General features: G+C 44.9%; 12 protein-coding genes. 7 read left to right on the top strand and 5 right to left on the bottom strand.

Annotated features, from left to right (window positions below):
• Positions 1–37 precede the first annotated feature (37 nt).
• From FN815_RS00990 to FN815_RS00970, 5 genes are read left to right on the top strand one after another with little or no spacing between them, the layout of a single operon-like run.
• On the top strand, positions 38–1,966 hold the full coding sequence (locus FN815_RS00990; RefSeq protein WP_185957125.1) for a peptidylprolyl isomerase: 1,929 nt from the start codon (positions 38–40) through the stop codon (positions 1,964–1,966).
• Positions 1,963–2,883, top strand: a complete 921-nt coding sequence (locus FN815_RS00985; protein ID WP_142452722.1) for a peptidylprolyl isomerase — start codon at positions 1,963–1,965, stop codon at positions 2,881–2,883. Before FN815_RS00990 ends, FN815_RS00985 begins: the two co-directional genes overlap by 4 nt.
• Positions 2,873–4,282 (top strand): peptidylprolyl isomerase, encoded by a 1,410-nt coding sequence (locus tag FN815_RS00980; RefSeq protein WP_142452721.1) that lies wholly within the window; start codon positions 2,873–2,875, stop codon positions 4,280–4,282. Before FN815_RS00985 ends, FN815_RS00980 begins: the two co-directional genes overlap by 11 nt.
• Positions 4,279–5,271, top strand: a complete 993-nt coding sequence (locus FN815_RS00975) for an AAA family ATPase (protein WP_142452720.1) — start codon at positions 4,279–4,281, stop codon at positions 5,269–5,271. The genes FN815_RS00980 and FN815_RS00975 overlap by 4 nt, the downstream gene beginning before the upstream one ends.
• A 32-nt stretch (positions 5,272–5,303) precedes the next feature.
• Positions 5,304–7,397, top strand: a complete 2,094-nt coding sequence (locus tag FN815_RS00970; protein WP_142452719.1) for a hypothetical protein — start codon at positions 5,304–5,306, stop codon at positions 7,395–7,397.
• Positions 7,398–7,404: 7 nt separating this feature from the next.
• Here the strand turns inward: FN815_RS00970 and FN815_RS00965 are convergent, their stop codons facing one another.
• The 4 genes from FN815_RS00965 to FN815_RS00950 all read right to left on the bottom strand — a co-directional run bounded on the left by FN815_RS00965 (position 7,405) and on the right by FN815_RS00950 (position 11,070).
• On the bottom strand, positions 7,405–7,959 hold the full coding sequence (locus FN815_RS00965; RefSeq protein ID WP_185957124.1) for a SixA phosphatase family protein: 555 nt from the start codon (positions 7,957–7,959) through the stop codon (positions 7,405–7,407).
• Positions 7,960–8,716: 757 nt separating this feature from the next.
• A complete protein-coding gene (locus FN815_RS00960; RefSeq protein ID WP_142452717.1) occupies positions 8,717–9,988 on the bottom strand; it encodes a hypothetical protein in 1,272 nt (423 codons plus the stop codon).
• Positions 9,985–10,461, bottom strand: a complete 477-nt coding sequence (locus tag FN815_RS00955) for a hypothetical protein (protein WP_246075090.1) — start codon at positions 10,459–10,461, stop codon at positions 9,985–9,987. Before FN815_RS00955 ends, FN815_RS00960 begins: the two co-directional genes overlap by 4 nt.
• 66 nt (positions 10,462–10,527) lie before the next feature.
• Positions 10,528–11,070, bottom strand: coding sequence for an adenine phosphoribosyltransferase (locus FN815_RS00950; protein WP_142452716.1), 543 nt, complete (start codon positions 11,068–11,070; stop codon positions 10,528–10,530).
• 86 nt (positions 11,071–11,156) lie between these two features.
• Between FN815_RS00950 and tadA the strand changes: the two genes are divergently transcribed.
• A complete protein-coding gene (gene tadA, locus FN815_RS00945) occupies positions 11,157–11,636 on the top strand; it encodes a tRNA adenosine(34) deaminase TadA (RefSeq protein WP_142452715.1) in 480 nt (159 codons plus the stop codon).
• A gap of 248 nt (positions 11,637–11,884) precedes the next feature.
• The gene (locus FN815_RS00940; protein ID WP_142452714.1) at positions 11,885–13,102 is read left to right on the top strand and encodes a hypothetical protein; all 1,218 of its coding nucleotides are present in this window, start codon (positions 11,885–11,887) and stop codon (positions 13,100–13,102) included.
• 433 nt (positions 13,103–13,535) lie between these two features.
• Here FN815_RS00940 and FN815_RS00935 read toward each other — a convergent pair whose 3' ends face one another.
• Complete coding sequence (locus FN815_RS00935) at positions 13,536–14,798, bottom strand: glutamate-5-semialdehyde dehydrogenase (RefSeq protein ID WP_142452713.1); 1,263 nt, start codon at positions 14,796–14,798, stop codon at positions 13,536–13,538.
• Between the last annotated feature and the right edge of the window lie 20 nt (positions 14,799–14,818).

The raw sequence follows: 14,818 nt of genomic DNA, 5'->3' as shown, positions 1-14,818 counted from the left end.
ACGATAACCTAACCCGATATTCGCAATGGCGAACAGTATGAAACGTATTGTTTTTTCACTTTTTATATTTCTGATAAGTCCTGCTCTTTTGTGGGCCCAGTCATCCTCTGACAAAACAGTAGTTGGAAAAGTAGGTAAAGAGAAGGTCACCTACGCTGAACTAAAAAATAACATCAACTCCGGTGAAGCCAGTAACCCGACTTTACAGGAGCTGGAAGAGTTCTTACCCGTTTACCTGGATTATAAAGCCAAGCTAAAAGCAGCCCAAGATCTGGGTTATTACCAGGATTCTTCCCTCATTGAAGAACATAAGGCGTATGCCAAACAGGCGGCTTACGCCAAATGGCTGCAAAGTGAGATCAAACCTACTCTTTTCGAATCTTACTATGAGCGCTCAACGGAGGAGCTCAAAACCTTTCATATTCTGATTGCTGCCGATGCTCGTATCTCTGCAGAGCGTGAAGCTGAAATCAAGCAACAACTGCAGGAAGCAAAAGAAAAAATTCAGGAAGGTGTTCCTCTTGAGGAAGTAAATCAGGAATACTCAACCAAACGCAACGGCCGCAGCATGGGCGGGGATATTCCCTGGATTTCTGCCGGCAGAACGGTAAGCGAGTTCGAAGATGTAGCTTATAACCTGGAAGTAGGCGAAATCTCCGAGCCCTTTAAAACCCAGTTTGGCTATCACATTGTGCTGTTACAGGATCGCCGGGAACGAACCCGTGCACGACAAACCAGCCACATTTATGTGCGTGCAACGCAGGATACGACCGCTTATCAAAAAATAAGTAAAGCTTATGCCGCCCTGGAAGATGGACAGCCTTGGGGCGAAGTTGTCCAGGATTACACCGAAGACGGTAATTCCCGAAATAGCGGTGGCCGACTCGGATGGGTCAGCTATCAATCGAATTTTGCGATGAATTTCGTGGATGCTGTGATGAATATATCCCCGGAATCAGAATATTCTGAACCGGTACAAACCAATTACGGTTATCACATTTTCAAGATTGATTCTGTTCAAACCTATGCTTCAGAAGAAGAACGCAGAGCTGCCCTCATGAAAGGCTTTGAGGATTCCCCCGCATTTGAAGAAAACAATGCTTTTGTAGTCAGTTATCTAAAAGATCGTTTTGAAACAAAAACCTTCGAAAACAACCTTGAGCAGTATTCAGAATGGTTAGTGGATTCAGATAGCCTGATGCTTTCTGAGATAGACTCTCCGGGAAAATCATTACTTCAAAAGCCGGTTTATCACTTTAAAGACACGAAAAAAACCATTGGAGACCTGCACCAATATTTCAAAGAGAAATATGCGAACCGAATGGGCAGAGATTACGCCGATGACTGGTTCAACAACTTCGTCAACTATGTAATTGATGAGAACATCATTGAGCTTACCAAGGAAGTATTTCCAGAATTTAAAAAGCAATCAAAAAGCTACATGGATGGCTTGGTAGTCTACCAAATAAATGATGACAAAGTTTGGAGCAGCGCAACGGTAGATACGTCCCGTCTTGAGAAAATCTACGAGGATAATCCAGAGGAATACTCCTATTCCGAACGCCCTTATTATTATCTGATTACTTCTGCTGAAGATTCCCTGCTAATGGAGGCCAAAGCATTTATTCAGGAAGGAAATAATCCCGACAGTCTTAAAACCGAAATTAAAGGCATCGCTTTCCGGGCTGACTCTTTGAATTCTTATACTGAAAGCCCCTATAACCGCCTCGAAAACCTTGATGAGGGTGAGTTTTCAGAGCCATTTGAATACAATAAACGTCGTGCCATCTTTTGGTTAAAAGACCGCCTTCCCTCCCGCCGTATGACTTTTGAGGAAGCCTTCAGCAAGTTATTGGCTGATTTCCAGCCTGTACGTGAGCAAGAATGGCTCAATAAAATCAGGGACGAGTATAACGTTAAAGTTTATACCGATAAATTAAGTAAGGCCTACCAGAAGGATTCATGAACCATCCCTTCTTCCATATAATTAGCCTGTTTGCGGGCGGACTTCTACTTTTTACGGCTTGCAATACCCCTCAACGAAACGGCACGGATATTTTGGCTGAGGTAGGTATGGAGAGCCTGACATTGTCTGAAGCCCGCCAGCAAATTCCACCGGCTATCCTTCAATCCGACAGCGTATCTGCTATTGAGCAATATCGGGATAAGTGGGTGCGCCAGCGGGTTATATTACAGGAAGCCGATCGCCTTAATTTTAGCAGTCGTCCGGAAGTTCAAAAACGTCTGGAGCGTCTGGAGGAAGAATTGATTGTACAATCCGTACAGGATTTTATCATCGGCGAGTTTGAGGATGAAGTAGAAGTAACTGATCAGGAAGCGCGCAATTATTATCAGCAGCATAAAGATGAATTCACGTTGGAGGAGCAATACGTACGTTACCGTCACCTGGTAGCCTCCTCTGCTTCTGACGCTGAAAATGCCCGGCAGGGATTATTACAGGGGCAGGAATGGGAAGATGTGGCAAATCGTTACTCATTATATCCTGATTTGAAGATCAGGGAATCTCAAAAATACTGGCCTCTGTCACTCGCAGGCGGAGATATTGAGAGCCTGAACCGGTACCTGCGAGTTATCGGTCCGTCCGAGATTTCCCCTATTCTCCAGGCCGGGAATGAGTACCATTTTGTGCAATTACTGGACGAACGTCCGGCCGGTGATCACCCTGACCTGGATTGGCTGCTGGAACAGATTAAAGGCTGGCTGGTTATGGAAAAGCGCAAAAGAGCCTTCAATACATATGTAAAGAATCTTTATCTTCAGGGGCAGGCGAACAATGAAATTAAAATTTATAGCGTTACAAACAGCGATAGTACTGTACAAACAGACACTGCATCTTTGAATCAATCTACTAATGAAGAATAAATTATTCCTTTTTCTACCTCTTCTTTTTCTCACTTTATTTACACAAACCACTCAATTACAGGCCCAGGAACAACCAAAACTTGTTGATCAGATTGTTGCCCATGTTAATGAGCGCATCATCCTGAAATCGGAAATTGACCAGCGTGTAGCCGACTATTTGCGTCAGGCTCAGATGTCTCAACAACGCTCGGCTCAATTTAGCGAAGAGTTGTGGTACTCCTTTCTTGAATCGACTATTGATAACTACGTGATGCTGGAAAAGGCCCAAATTGACTCCATCACTGTTACCGACGACCAGGTTAACGCACAGATGGACCAGCGTATCCAGCAGCTTATTTCCCAGGCCGGTAGTGAGCAAGCCCTTGAAGAAGCCTTTGGAAAATCCATCATTCAGCTTCGTGCTGATTTCCGGGAAGACTTTCGCGAGCAGATGATTACCCAACAAGTGCAGCAACAGAAACTGCAATCCATTAAAATTACTCGTCCTGAAGTCGAAGAGTTTTTTAACAAGATTCCTGCTGATTCCCTCCCTACTATTCCCGAACAGGTCTCTTTATCCCAAATCGTGATCGTACCTCCGGCTCATAAAGATGCCGATAGCGCAGCCTTTGCATTTGCCCAACAACTGCGAGATTCCATATTGGTGCACGGTAAGTCTATTGAAGAACTGGCACAACGCCACAGCGAAGACCCCGGCTCTCGAAGAAACGGAGGCCTGCTTCCCCTGATGTCTCTCAACGAGCTGGTACCTGAGTACTCAGCCGCAGCCGCTGCTTTACAACCCGGTGGCATCTCCAAAGTTGTAGAAACCCAGTTTGGTTATCACGTGATTAAACTGAAACGACGTGTAGGCGATCAGATCGAAACCAACCATATTCTAATTACTGTGGATGAAGAAGAGTTGGACGAAGAATATGCTATTAATCGACTCAATGAGATCAGAGACAGCCTGCTTACGAATCCCGAACTGAAGTTCTCTGACATGGCCCGCAAGTATAGTGAAGACGACAATACGGCTGACCTTGGTGGTAAAATATTTGATCCTCAAACCGGTGAACGCCTGATTCCTCTTAACCGGCTGGATCCGGCTATGTATCGTATCGTTCTGTTAATGGATGAAGAAGGTGCGATATCAGAACCTAAGTCTTTCACCCTGCAAACCCGTAATCGTAAGGCTTATCGAATTGTGCGCCTCGACCGGCAAATCCCGGAGCACATTGCGAACCTTAAGCAGGATTATGAGCGGATTAAACAAATTGCACTGCAGCAAAAACAAATGAGAGTAATTGATAAATGGATGAGCGAGCTGCGGGAAGATGTGTATGTAAATTACCGAATTCCCGTGCCCGAGAGCGCCGATGCCGATTTGCCGGGACAAAACTCACAGATTGAATCATGAACAACCAAGCTGAAGAATCAGTAAAATTAGCTGATGAATTCCACGATACATTTCATCAGATAAAAAAAGAAATTCATAAGGCGATCATTGGTCAGGATGATATCATCGACCTGTTGCTGATAAGCCTTTTCTCCCGAGGTCATTGCGTACTCGTAGGTGTTCCCGGTTTGGCGAAAACATTGCTGATCCGTACCCTTGCCGAATCGCTGAATTTGAGCTTTAGCCGTATTCAGTTCACCCCTGATTTAATGCCTGGGGATATCACGGGTACCGAGGTCATTGAAGAAAACAAAGACTCGGGCCGCAAGGAATTCAAATTTATTAAAGGCCCGGTATTCGCCAATATTGTACTGGCTGATGAGATCAACCGTACGCCCCCAAAAACACAGGCTGCCCTGTTGGAAGGCATGCAGGAATATCACGTAACCACGGCAGGTAAAACCTACCCGTTGGATACCCCTTTCTTTGTACTGGCCACTCAAAACCCTATTGAACAGGAAGGAACCTATCCGCTCCCGGAAGCCCAGTTAGACCGTTTTATGTTTAATATTTGGGTGGATTATCCAAGCCTGGCTGAAGAAAAAGAAATTGTAAGCAGTACCACAGCCCACCAGGATATCAATATCACTCCTTTGGTGGATGCTGAGAAAATAAAGCAGCTACAACGCCTTGTACGTGAAGTGCCAGTGCCAGAAAATGTTCTGGATTATGCGGTTGAGCTGGTTTCAAAAACACGGCCCAATACCGATATGGCTCCGGATTTCATCAATAAGTACATGAGCTGGGGTGCAGGTCCCCGGGCTTCCCAATACCTGATTTTAGGAGGCAAAGCCCGCGCGCTCTCACAAGGCCGGTACCACGTGACTGAAAAAGATATTCAGGAACTGGCCATACCGGTACTACGCCATCGTATTGTGAATAACTACGCGGCCGAAGCCGAAGGTTTTACTACGGTTAAACTCATTCAAATGCTCACCGGACAGGAATAAGCTGACTCTCACAACCACAAAGCAGGATTAATGTGGAATTTCAAGGTTTCCAACATATTATCTCTCCATGGCTGGCTGTGCCGGTGGCTTTGTTGTTGGTTTTTATTGCCTGGTACAGTTACCGCAAGCACCGCAGCATCCCTCCGCTCCCAAAAACGGTTCTGATTACTTTACGGGCCGCTGCCCTGCTTCTTGTATTCCTTTTGTTGATGAATCCCTATTTCTATTCATCCCGCGAGGTAGAAGTACAACCCAAGATTGCAGTATTTCTGGATAATTCTGAAAGTGCTGGAATCTCCAAAGGAGATTACCGGGGACTCGAGTCTTATCGCACACTGCTGAATGAATTGGATTTCTCCAGCCTCGATGATGCTCGTGTTGAATTCTATAGCATTGGCACTTCAACCCGTCCGTTTCATCCCGATTCTATCACAGCAACTGAACCCCAGACTAACCTCGCTGAACCGGTTTCATCGGTACTTGAAATGGATGAATCCGTACAGGCCGTGGTGCTTATCACTGACGGAATTATCACCTATGGCCGAAATCCCGCCATTAGTGCGTACAATTCTTCCATCCCGATGTACACCATTGGTATTGGAGATACAGCAGCAGTCCAGGATATTTCCGTTTCAAACATTCTGGCTAATCAAACGGGATATACAAATACCAATCATATCATTGATGCTGAAATCACACAATCGGGCTATGGCGGAAGCACCGTTCAGGTACGCCTGACCCGAAGCGGAGAAACGCTTCAGGAGCAAAGCCTCAATTTTGATACCGATAACCAGGTGAAGGAAACCCGCTTTGAATTACCTCTTGAGGAAGAGGGTCTGCAGCAGTTTTCTATAGAAGTTCAGGTACTGCCTGATGAATGGTCTGCCTCAAACAATCAACAGTCTTTTTCGGTGAATGTGCTGGATAGCAAAGTGCGTATATTGCACGTTGCTTTTGGCATTCACCCCGATGTCAAAACGCTGCGGCGTGTTATCTCCACTGATCAAAACAATGAACTATCCACTCTCACATGGTTGGGGAATAGTTTTATTGAAGAACTGCCGGAGGGCTTAGATGAATTCAGTCTAATGGTCATACATGGTACTCCCCCTTCCAGTGGAGCGGCTGCCATTACTGAATTGGCCCGGCAAAAGCCCACGCTTTATTTAAGCCTGGATAATGAAAATATTACCGCCAGCGAACTAAGTAACTTAGAGCTAATCCGTCATCGTAACCGAAACTCTTCACCGGTTCGGCTTGCTGAGGTAGCTGAAGAAGATGAACAGCCCATCATGGAGCTCCCCGCGGTCAACCTTGGGGATACCCCAAACCTTAGAAGTTCGCTGAGAACCGTTCTCTCCGATCCTCAGGCTCAGGTTTTACACAACATTCAGTTTGAAGGGATGGAAACCGAATCTCCGGCTATTGCCGTGCTGGAACGCGGTAACATCAGGCGTGCGCAGGTAGCCATCTGGAACTGGTATAAATTTGCCCAAAGCCAGGACGAATCGCTGAGAGACTATAACCGGCAGCTTATGTCTAATCTCGTATCCTGGACTTCCAGTGATCCCGACGACCGGCTACTGTTTCTTTCTCCCTCAAAGCAAAATTTCACTACTTCTGAAACGGTCAATATCACCGGCAGCCTTCAAAATGAAAATGGAGAACCCGAACCCGATGGCATCATTGAATTAATTTTGAATACACCAGATGGCTCCGACCGAACCTTTACCATGGATCATACTGGAAATGGGAATTACCAACTTAGAATGCCTCAATTGGCAGAAGGTATTTATTCGTATGAGGCCACGGCCCGAAAAGGCGGCAGAGACATTGATCAAAGTTCGGGAGAATTTGTGGTCTCAAATTCCAGTTCAGAACTCAGCAATACCGCCCGAAACGATGGACTGCTTCGTTCCATCGCTCAAAATTCTGGCGGAGCTTTTTTCAGCTTTGATAATATCGATGGTTTTTGGGACCGGTTTACTTCAGATAATGTGCTTGAGCCCCAAACCGAACAAATTGAGAATTACGCGTACCCGGTACGCTCGATATTTTGGTTCTTAATCGTTTTATCACTCCTTGCCGGAGAATGGCTGCTCCGTAAATACTATTCGCTGCCCTGATTGACACTTAGTAATTGCTTTCCGTTACTTTTCCTTTGTACAGCTCCCGGGATTCCACTACAAATAATTTGCCATAAGTCTTCTCATCCAATTGTTTAAAATCGTCTCTGCCAGAAGCTATATTCACTAAATAAGGCGTCGTGTTTGAATGCCCGACAATCAATACTGTCCTTCCCTTGTATTCTTTCACAATGGATGCAATTAATCCTTTTGGATCATCCAGCCCGTATTCCTGGACATCCAACCCAAAGACCTCAGCCGTTGGTGTTGCTGTCTCAAGCGTTCGGTTGTATCCGGTAGAATAAATCGCATCTATTTTGTACTGCTGATGTAAGAGTTGTGCTAACCTATCAGCCCTATCCTTCCCCTGTCCATTTAGCGAAGGGTTGTCGGTGCCGTCATCCATCTTTTCGGCATGTCGCACAAATATCAAAGTGGTGGTAGTTGCTTCTTGTTGATCTTCAACAGCCGTAGAATCTGGAGTTTGAGCCACAGCTTCAAAAGCCAAAAAAGTGACGAGAAAAAGTAAAATGGGTAAGGTTTTAAAAAGTCGTGGTCTCATTTTTTTCTTTTTGGGGTGATTATTTCCGGGTCGTATATCGCATCCTAACCCTAAGAGTTTCAAATAATAAGTAAATCTTAGTTGCATTATGTTAAGGTGCAAAAAACTCTCAACGGGCATTAAAACTACTCTAAGACTGGTTAAGAAGATCTTTTACTCCATTCCGCTACGCTATACTTCTTCAAGGTGACAGGTCGATTGGGTTAGAGACAAAGGCACCTTCGTCGCCTTATTTTGCCTCTCCACTTCTCGCAAATCATCCTCACTAACGAATGCATCGTAGCGGAATGAATGAGGAAAGGATCACTTATATCTTGAATTCAAGTCTTTAAAAAAGTGCAAGACTCTCTCGATTTCGAACTCCCTTTTTTAGGGTAACGTCAGTTCGAGATAAGAAATAAGTTGCTCCGGTCTTCAGACCGTTGAAAGCGAACCTCTTTAATAAAGAACCCGAATTTTGATAGCATAAAAGTCCATACGTTTTTAGAGGTTGCTGCAAAAATAGTAAAAGACCATATTGCCACAGCCTTGAAAAACGAATTATTTTGTAGCCCCATCAGGGCAAAGCTTTATTTTTCTTTTCTTTCTTCACCGGCCTGAAGGCCGGAGCAATTACAGTGAAAGTTGAGACTTTATCTCGAACTGACGTTAGGATATTATTTCGTCCAAGCTCATCATCATTCTTATTTTAATCCCATAAAAAAAGCCGCCCTTTTAAGGCGGCTTGATAAAAACTAAAGGTATAGTCGTTAGTTTGTTAGTTAGTTGTACTGCTACCGTTCTTGTGGCGACTTCTGGCCAGTACAATCACCAATCCAATAATGGTAAGCAAGCTGGCTCCAAACAGAATTGGAATAATGAAAGATCGTGGTTTAGCTTCATCCTGCCAGTTCATTACTTCCTGATCAATGGAAGAGATCTGAGACATGGTCAGCACTTCGCCTTCCTGTACATAAGTTCCCCACTCACTCTTAATTTTATTATTCCAGAAATCATAAAAAGCTTCAAAGTCCTGATACTCACCGGATGTCATTACTTTTTCACGGCTGGCATCGGTAGCTCCTTTTACAAAATCTTCAAGGGCTGTATAGAAGCCTTCATTGCTTTCAAAATCACCTAAATCTATTTGATGCTCTTCCAAATATGCATCCATGGAAGCCCACATTCTGTTGGAAACCTTATGGTCCCATTCTTCAAGTTCAGAATTAATGCGTGCTCTCCACTGTTGAGGCTGATTACTGCCATACAATGTTGCTATTTGTCCACCAATCTGATTCCAAACTTCTTCAAACCGCTCTTGTACTACATACATTCGCAAGTAATCTTCGGTGTGAAGGGAAGCAGAGTCATTCTCCAAAATCTGCATATTTTCAGTTATTACACTTTGGATAAAGTAAGCCGGGTTCTGTTTCTCTCCTTCCAACGAACGGCTTTTAACTTTTTCGGAAAGCTCTGCAATCTGCTGGCTTTGAAGCCCTTTATAGGTTGCAAACAGAGAGTCAATCATAGCCAAAACCATCTCATCCTGCTTTTCCAGGCTTTCGCGGTAGCTGGCCACCAATTGGGATAATTCCGCTTCACTGTTCTCGGATGCAGCAATAGCATCTCTCAGTGAATCCGTTTGGCTCCGAAGATTCGCAATTTCAGTCTTATATGATGATAATTCCTTAGCTAAAGCAGCCACTTTTTCCTCTTTATCTGAGATAATCGTCAACTTATGCTCTGCATTATTGGCCCTTTGCTTAAGGTCAGCAACCTGGCCTTCATAAGTATCTGGATACAAAGCATTGTCAAGTAACTGCTCATGTTCAGCATATTTGGCTTCAAGAGAATCAATCTCTACAAAAATAGAGTCGATTTCCTTTACCGTCATGGCTTCATCTACCGATGCTTTTAATTCAGCATACTGGTTTTCAAAATTCACTTTAAGCTGGTAGTCAGATTGTTGGGCAAATGTTTGGCCGGTGCCCATCAACAAGGCAGCTACCATCAAAAGAGTCAATGGTATATAGTTTTGTAGGCGTCTCATGATTGTTCCTCCTGTTTGATTTTTCCTTTAGCGCTCAATGTGACAACCGTATTGGAATCGGATTGTATCAGCTGCACCATGGTATCTCGCATGTTAAAAGCTGGCGCATTCAGCCCGCTGTCTGAAACTTTAATCCTGTTCTCCAGCTTCAGTTCGCTTTTTTCAGGTTCCATCACATACACATGTTTAAAGTCATTGGCTGTGATGAAATAATAGCCTTTACTGTCGCGTATAAGTCTCACTTCATCCACCGTATGGCTGCTATCTTCCCCAAATTCCTGTTTTAGAAAGGGGTTGATATTGAAGCTAATACCATGACGAACATCCGTTACTGATCCCGTTTCATCGGGCGTTAATACGGATTCAATCTTGTGTGAATAGTCGACATTCTTAACAACAAATTTATTACAGGCAGTGCCTGCAAATAGCAAGGCTGTCACCATAAATAGTGACAAATATCTAGCAGGTCTCATCTTTTGGTCCTCCATTTACTGTTCTAATTTAGTAGATGGTAGTTCCAAAAATGAAGTTTGTTCCGGCTATTCAATCAAAATACTTTCAACCGGTGTATTAGGGATGAGATGCTCTCTGCCATTCAGAAAAGAGAGTTCAATAATAAAAGAATAGCCAATGACTTCACCTCCCAATCGCTGCACCAATTTTGAAGCAGCAGAAGCCGTACCGCCGGTAGCAATCAGGTCATCATGAATAATTACCTTTGCACCCTCAAACAAAGCATCCTCATGAATTTCCATATGATCTTCGCCATACTCCAGTTCATAAGATTCGGACAGCGTTTTTGCAGGAAGTTTACCCGGCTTGCGAACCGGCACAAAACCGGCATTCAAATCCTGAGCCAAATTGGTACCAAAGAGAAAGCCCCGCGATTCCAGACCTACTACATAATCGATATTTTTATGACGGTAAGGCTGCGCCAGCATGTATGAGGTAAGCTCCAGCGCTCGTTTGTCCTGCAGCAAAGTTGTGATGTCTTTAAATTGAATACCTTCCTTGGGAAAGTCAGGTATCGTGCGAATGGTTTCCCCGATAAATTCCCTGATACTTTGTTCTACTTTTTCCATCAAATTAGATTTATGTTTGGCTACCTTTTTGTGATTACAATGCGAACAAAAGTAGCTATTTAAACTCATAGCAATCAAGCAGTATTATGAAACACCAGGATCTTCAACTTTGGCAACAACATCAACGGTATATGGCGCGTGCGCTGATGCTCGCCGAACAGGCCTATGAGGAAAATGAAGTACCTGTTGGAGCCGTGGTGGTACATCGTGGACAGATTGTTGGAAAAGGTTACAACCAGGTGGAACGACTTAATGATCCAACGGCACACGCCGAAATGCTGGCTATCTCCGCTGCCTGCGAAACGCTGGGCCAGAAATACCTGAGCGATTGTACGCTTTATGTGACCATTGAGCCCTGCCCCATGTGCTCGGGAGCGGCCGTTTGGAGTAAACTTGGAACAGTGGTATTTGGCGCTGCCGATGCCCGGGCCGGTGGTAGTGGCAGTGTATTTAATATTTCTGCAAATAATAAATTGAACCACCAGGTTGAAATCATTCAGGGCGTGATGGAAGCCGAATGCGAACAGCTGATAAAGGATTTTTTTAGGGAAAGACGAGATCAGTAGAAATTATGTGCCTTGGTGAAATTCCTTCTTTTACCTCTCCCAACCCTCTCCTTAAGGAGAGGGCTTTGCATTTTGCCAAGGCAACATGTTTTTTGTGCAACAAATTTATATATAAGAATCGAAATCAATATTATTACCGATCAGAAACATCCTCTCCTTGAGGAGAGGACCGAGGTGAGGTGACTTTTTACCTCCAGCCCCTATATGAGTTTAAATCAATATATCACTACACTTAAAAAAACAGTCTTTTGAACCCGACCAATTTGTTTAAAAATATCCTCTTCCTGACTCTTTTTCTTCCGGCTATACTAGCTTCTTGCACCCCCCAGCCCGGGGAAAACAACATTTTAACCACAAAGAATCCTGCCTCAGTTGAAAGCATGTATCCCCGGCTGTTCACAGACAATACCGGAACGGTTTTCATGGGCTGGATGGAGCAGTCTGGCAACTTGTATACTCTCAAATATGCTTCCTTTGGGGATGATGACTGGAGTGAAGCCCAAACTATTGCTACCGACTCCACCTGGTTTGTGAACTGGGCTGATTTCCCCGCTTTCATTGCCCGTGACGGTAAGCCCTTAGCTGCCCACTGGCTGAATAAAGTACCGGGTGGCACCTATGCTTACCATGTAAACATGGCCACTTTTGGCGGTAATTGGCTGGGTGCTTTCACCCCGCACAACGATAACACACCAACCGAGCATGGCTTCCTAAGTATGACTCCGGCCTCCGATTCCACTTTTGCAGCGCTCTGGCTGGATGGGCGGCAAACACATGACCGTGCCCATGATGAATACGACGATATTGAAAAAGCAATGACGCTTAGAGGAGCTATTATCGATAAAAAAGGTATGGTTAAGGAACGCTTTTTAATTGATGAATCAGTGTGTGACTGCTGCAATACGGCCATCGCTAAAACAAATACGGGATTTATTGCCGCCTATAGAAACAGAACGGGCGATGAAATCCGGGATATCTACATTTCGAGATTTGAGGACGGAGCATGGACGGAAGGTAAACCGGTTCATGCCGATAACTGGAATATTGCCGCTTGTCCGGTCAATGGTCCTGCTATCGACGCTTCCGGAGAAACGGTGGCAGTAGCCTGGTTCACCGGAGCTAATGATAAACCCAAAACCAAGCTGGCCATCTCTGATGATGGCGGAGAAAGCTTCCATTCCCCTATCCTTCTGGAAGAATCAAATACACAGGGACGAGTGGATCTGCATATCTCCCAAGATAAAATTTGGGTAAGCTGGGTTTCCACAAATAATGAAAATGGGGCTCTAAAAATAGAAAGCTATGATTTTGACGGTAATAAGTTAAACGCTCATCAGCTCGACGATATTTCTACTGAACGCAGCGCTGGCTTCCCGCAAATCACATCCTACCGGGATGGAGTGATTATAGCATTTACGGATGTCTCCGGAGATGAGCCTCGGGTAAAAACCTTGGTAATGAATTAGTACAGGTAGATATAAATCTCGTCATTGCAGAGAATTTCATTCAAGATTAAGACCCTGAAAGGGTTAAACATCAATAGCCCCGGGTAAGCCTATTTAAGCGTTCCCGCTTGCGGGGAGCAAACAGGCGCAACCCGGGGTCTGGAAATAAAGAAGACGAAGCTTCGCCCCTTAAGTTGACAATGTGATAATGGTAAACGAAGCTTGGGCTCCCAAACTTCTAAAGGCATACTCACCCAACCCTCGACAAAAATTCATACTTTAACACCATTCTAAACTCGGGTTCTTTATAACTGGAAAGCTACCCAGGGTTGCACCCGCTAACGCGGTTTTACCCTGGGCTATTAATGTTTAACCCCATTCGGGGTTTTCTGGTAAGATTATGTTATCCTATCCGCCCACTAATTTCATCACTTCACGAGAAATAGGAAAAAATCTACTCCCTTATCTGCCCATTTCCGGTTATCACGTATTTGTAGGTGGTCAACTCTTCCAGTCCCACAGGTCCGCGAGCGTGCAGGCGGTCCGTGCTGATGCCAATTTCAGCCCCCATTCCAAATTCGGCGCCATCGGTAAACCGGGTTGAAGCGTTCACATACACAGCCGCAGAATCAACCATCCGGGAGAAGTAATCCTGCTGCTCACTATTTTCGCTGACAATAGCATCCGAATGTCCTGATCCATAATGGTTTATATGCTCCACTGCTTCTTTGATGCCATCCACAATTTTAACCGAAAGAATCAGATCAAGGTATTCGGTAGACCAGTCTTCTTCAGTCGCAGGTTTAACATCTTTAATGTAATCTCGGCTGGCTTCATCGCCACGCAGCTCTACCTTTTGTTTAAGAAGCTGTTCCGCCATTTCAGGTAACCACTCGGGGGCAATGGCTTTATTTACCAAAAGGGTCTCCACTGCATTGCAAACTCCCGGACGCTGACATTTTGCGTTTTCAACAATGCGCCATGCTTTTTCGTGATCGGCATCAGCGTCAACATAAATATGACAGATTCCTTCATAATGCTTAAGTACGGGAACCGTCGCGTTCTCGGCCACGGCGCGAATCAATCCCTGCCCGCCTCTGGGGATAATTACATCTACATAGCGATCCATCCGGATTAATTCCTGCACCGCTTTTCGGTCTCGTACCGGTACCAGCTGAAGCGCATGTTCAGGCAAACCGGCTTTCTTTGCCCCTTTGTTGAGCGCTTCTGCAATAGCCTGGTTGCTGCGCAGAGCTTCCGATCCGCCACGCAATATGATGGCGTTGGAGGCTTTCAGGCAGAGTGCGGCCGCATCTGCCGTCACATTGGGCCTGGACTCGTAGATCATCCCAATGACTCCAATAGGAACGGCTCGTTTATGTAATTTTAATCCGTTTTCCTTATCCCAGGTTCTCAGATCCTTACCTATGGGATCAGGCAAAGCAGCAATATCATGTAACCCCTGAATCATCGCGTCAATGCGTTCATCATTCAGTATCAACCGGTCGATCATGGCGCTGCTGAGACCGTTCTCGCGGCCGTCTTTAACATCAAGCTCATTGGCCTTGCGAATTTTTTCGCGCTGGTTATCAAGCTCATCTGCCATCGCCTTCAGGGCCTGGTTTTTCTCCTCTTCAGACAAACCCATCAATGCCTGTGAAGCCTTGCGGGCTCGGCGGCCTATAGTTTCCATTTTTTCTGCGATTGTACTATCCATATCTACTGCATTATTCATAA

Origin of the sequence: Gracilimonas mengyeensis (assembly GCF_900182705.1) — a bacterium.
GTDB classification, from domain to species: domain Bacteria; phylum Bacteroidota; class Rhodothermia; order Balneolales; family Balneolaceae; genus Gracilimonas; species Gracilimonas mengyeensis.
This window is presented reverse-complemented; position numbering and strand designations above follow the sequence as displayed.

Excerpts from the sequence above, each read along its gene's own strand:
- FN815_RS00960 (WP_142452717.1), bottom strand. The coding sequence starts at position 9,988 with ATGAGACGCCTACAAAACTATATACCATTGACTCTTTTGATGGTAGCT.
- FN815_RS00955 (WP_246075090.1), bottom strand. The coding sequence starts at position 10,461 with ATGAGACCTGCTAGATATTTGTCACTATTTATGGTGACAGCCTTGCTA.
- FN815_RS00950 (WP_142452716.1), bottom strand. The coding sequence starts at position 11,070 with ATGGAAAAAGTAGAACAAAGTATCAGGGAATTTATCGGGGAAACCATT.
- FN815_RS00965 (WP_185957124.1), bottom strand. The coding sequence starts at position 7,959 with ATGAGACCACGACTTTTTAAAACCTTACCCATTTTACTTTTTCTCGTC.
- FN815_RS00935 (WP_142452713.1), bottom strand. The coding sequence starts at position 14,798 with ATGGATAGTACAATCGCAGAAAAAATGGAAACTATAGGCCGCCGAGCC.
- FN815_RS00980 (WP_142452721.1), top strand. The coding sequence starts at position 2,873 with ATGAAGAATAAATTATTCCTTTTTCTACCTCTTCTTTTTCTCACTTTA.
- FN815_RS00985 (WP_142452722.1), top strand. The coding sequence starts at position 1,963 with ATGAACCATCCCTTCTTCCATATAATTAGCCTGTTTGCGGGCGGACTT.
- tadA (WP_142452715.1), top strand. The coding sequence starts at position 11,157 with ATGAAACACCAGGATCTTCAACTTTGGCAACAACATCAACGGTATATG.
- FN815_RS00975 (WP_142452720.1), top strand. The coding sequence starts at position 4,279 with ATGAACAACCAAGCTGAAGAATCAGTAAAATTAGCTGATGAATTCCAC.
- FN815_RS00990 (WP_185957125.1), top strand. The coding sequence starts at position 38 with ATGAAACGTATTGTTTTTTCACTTTTTATATTTCTGATAAGTCCTGCT.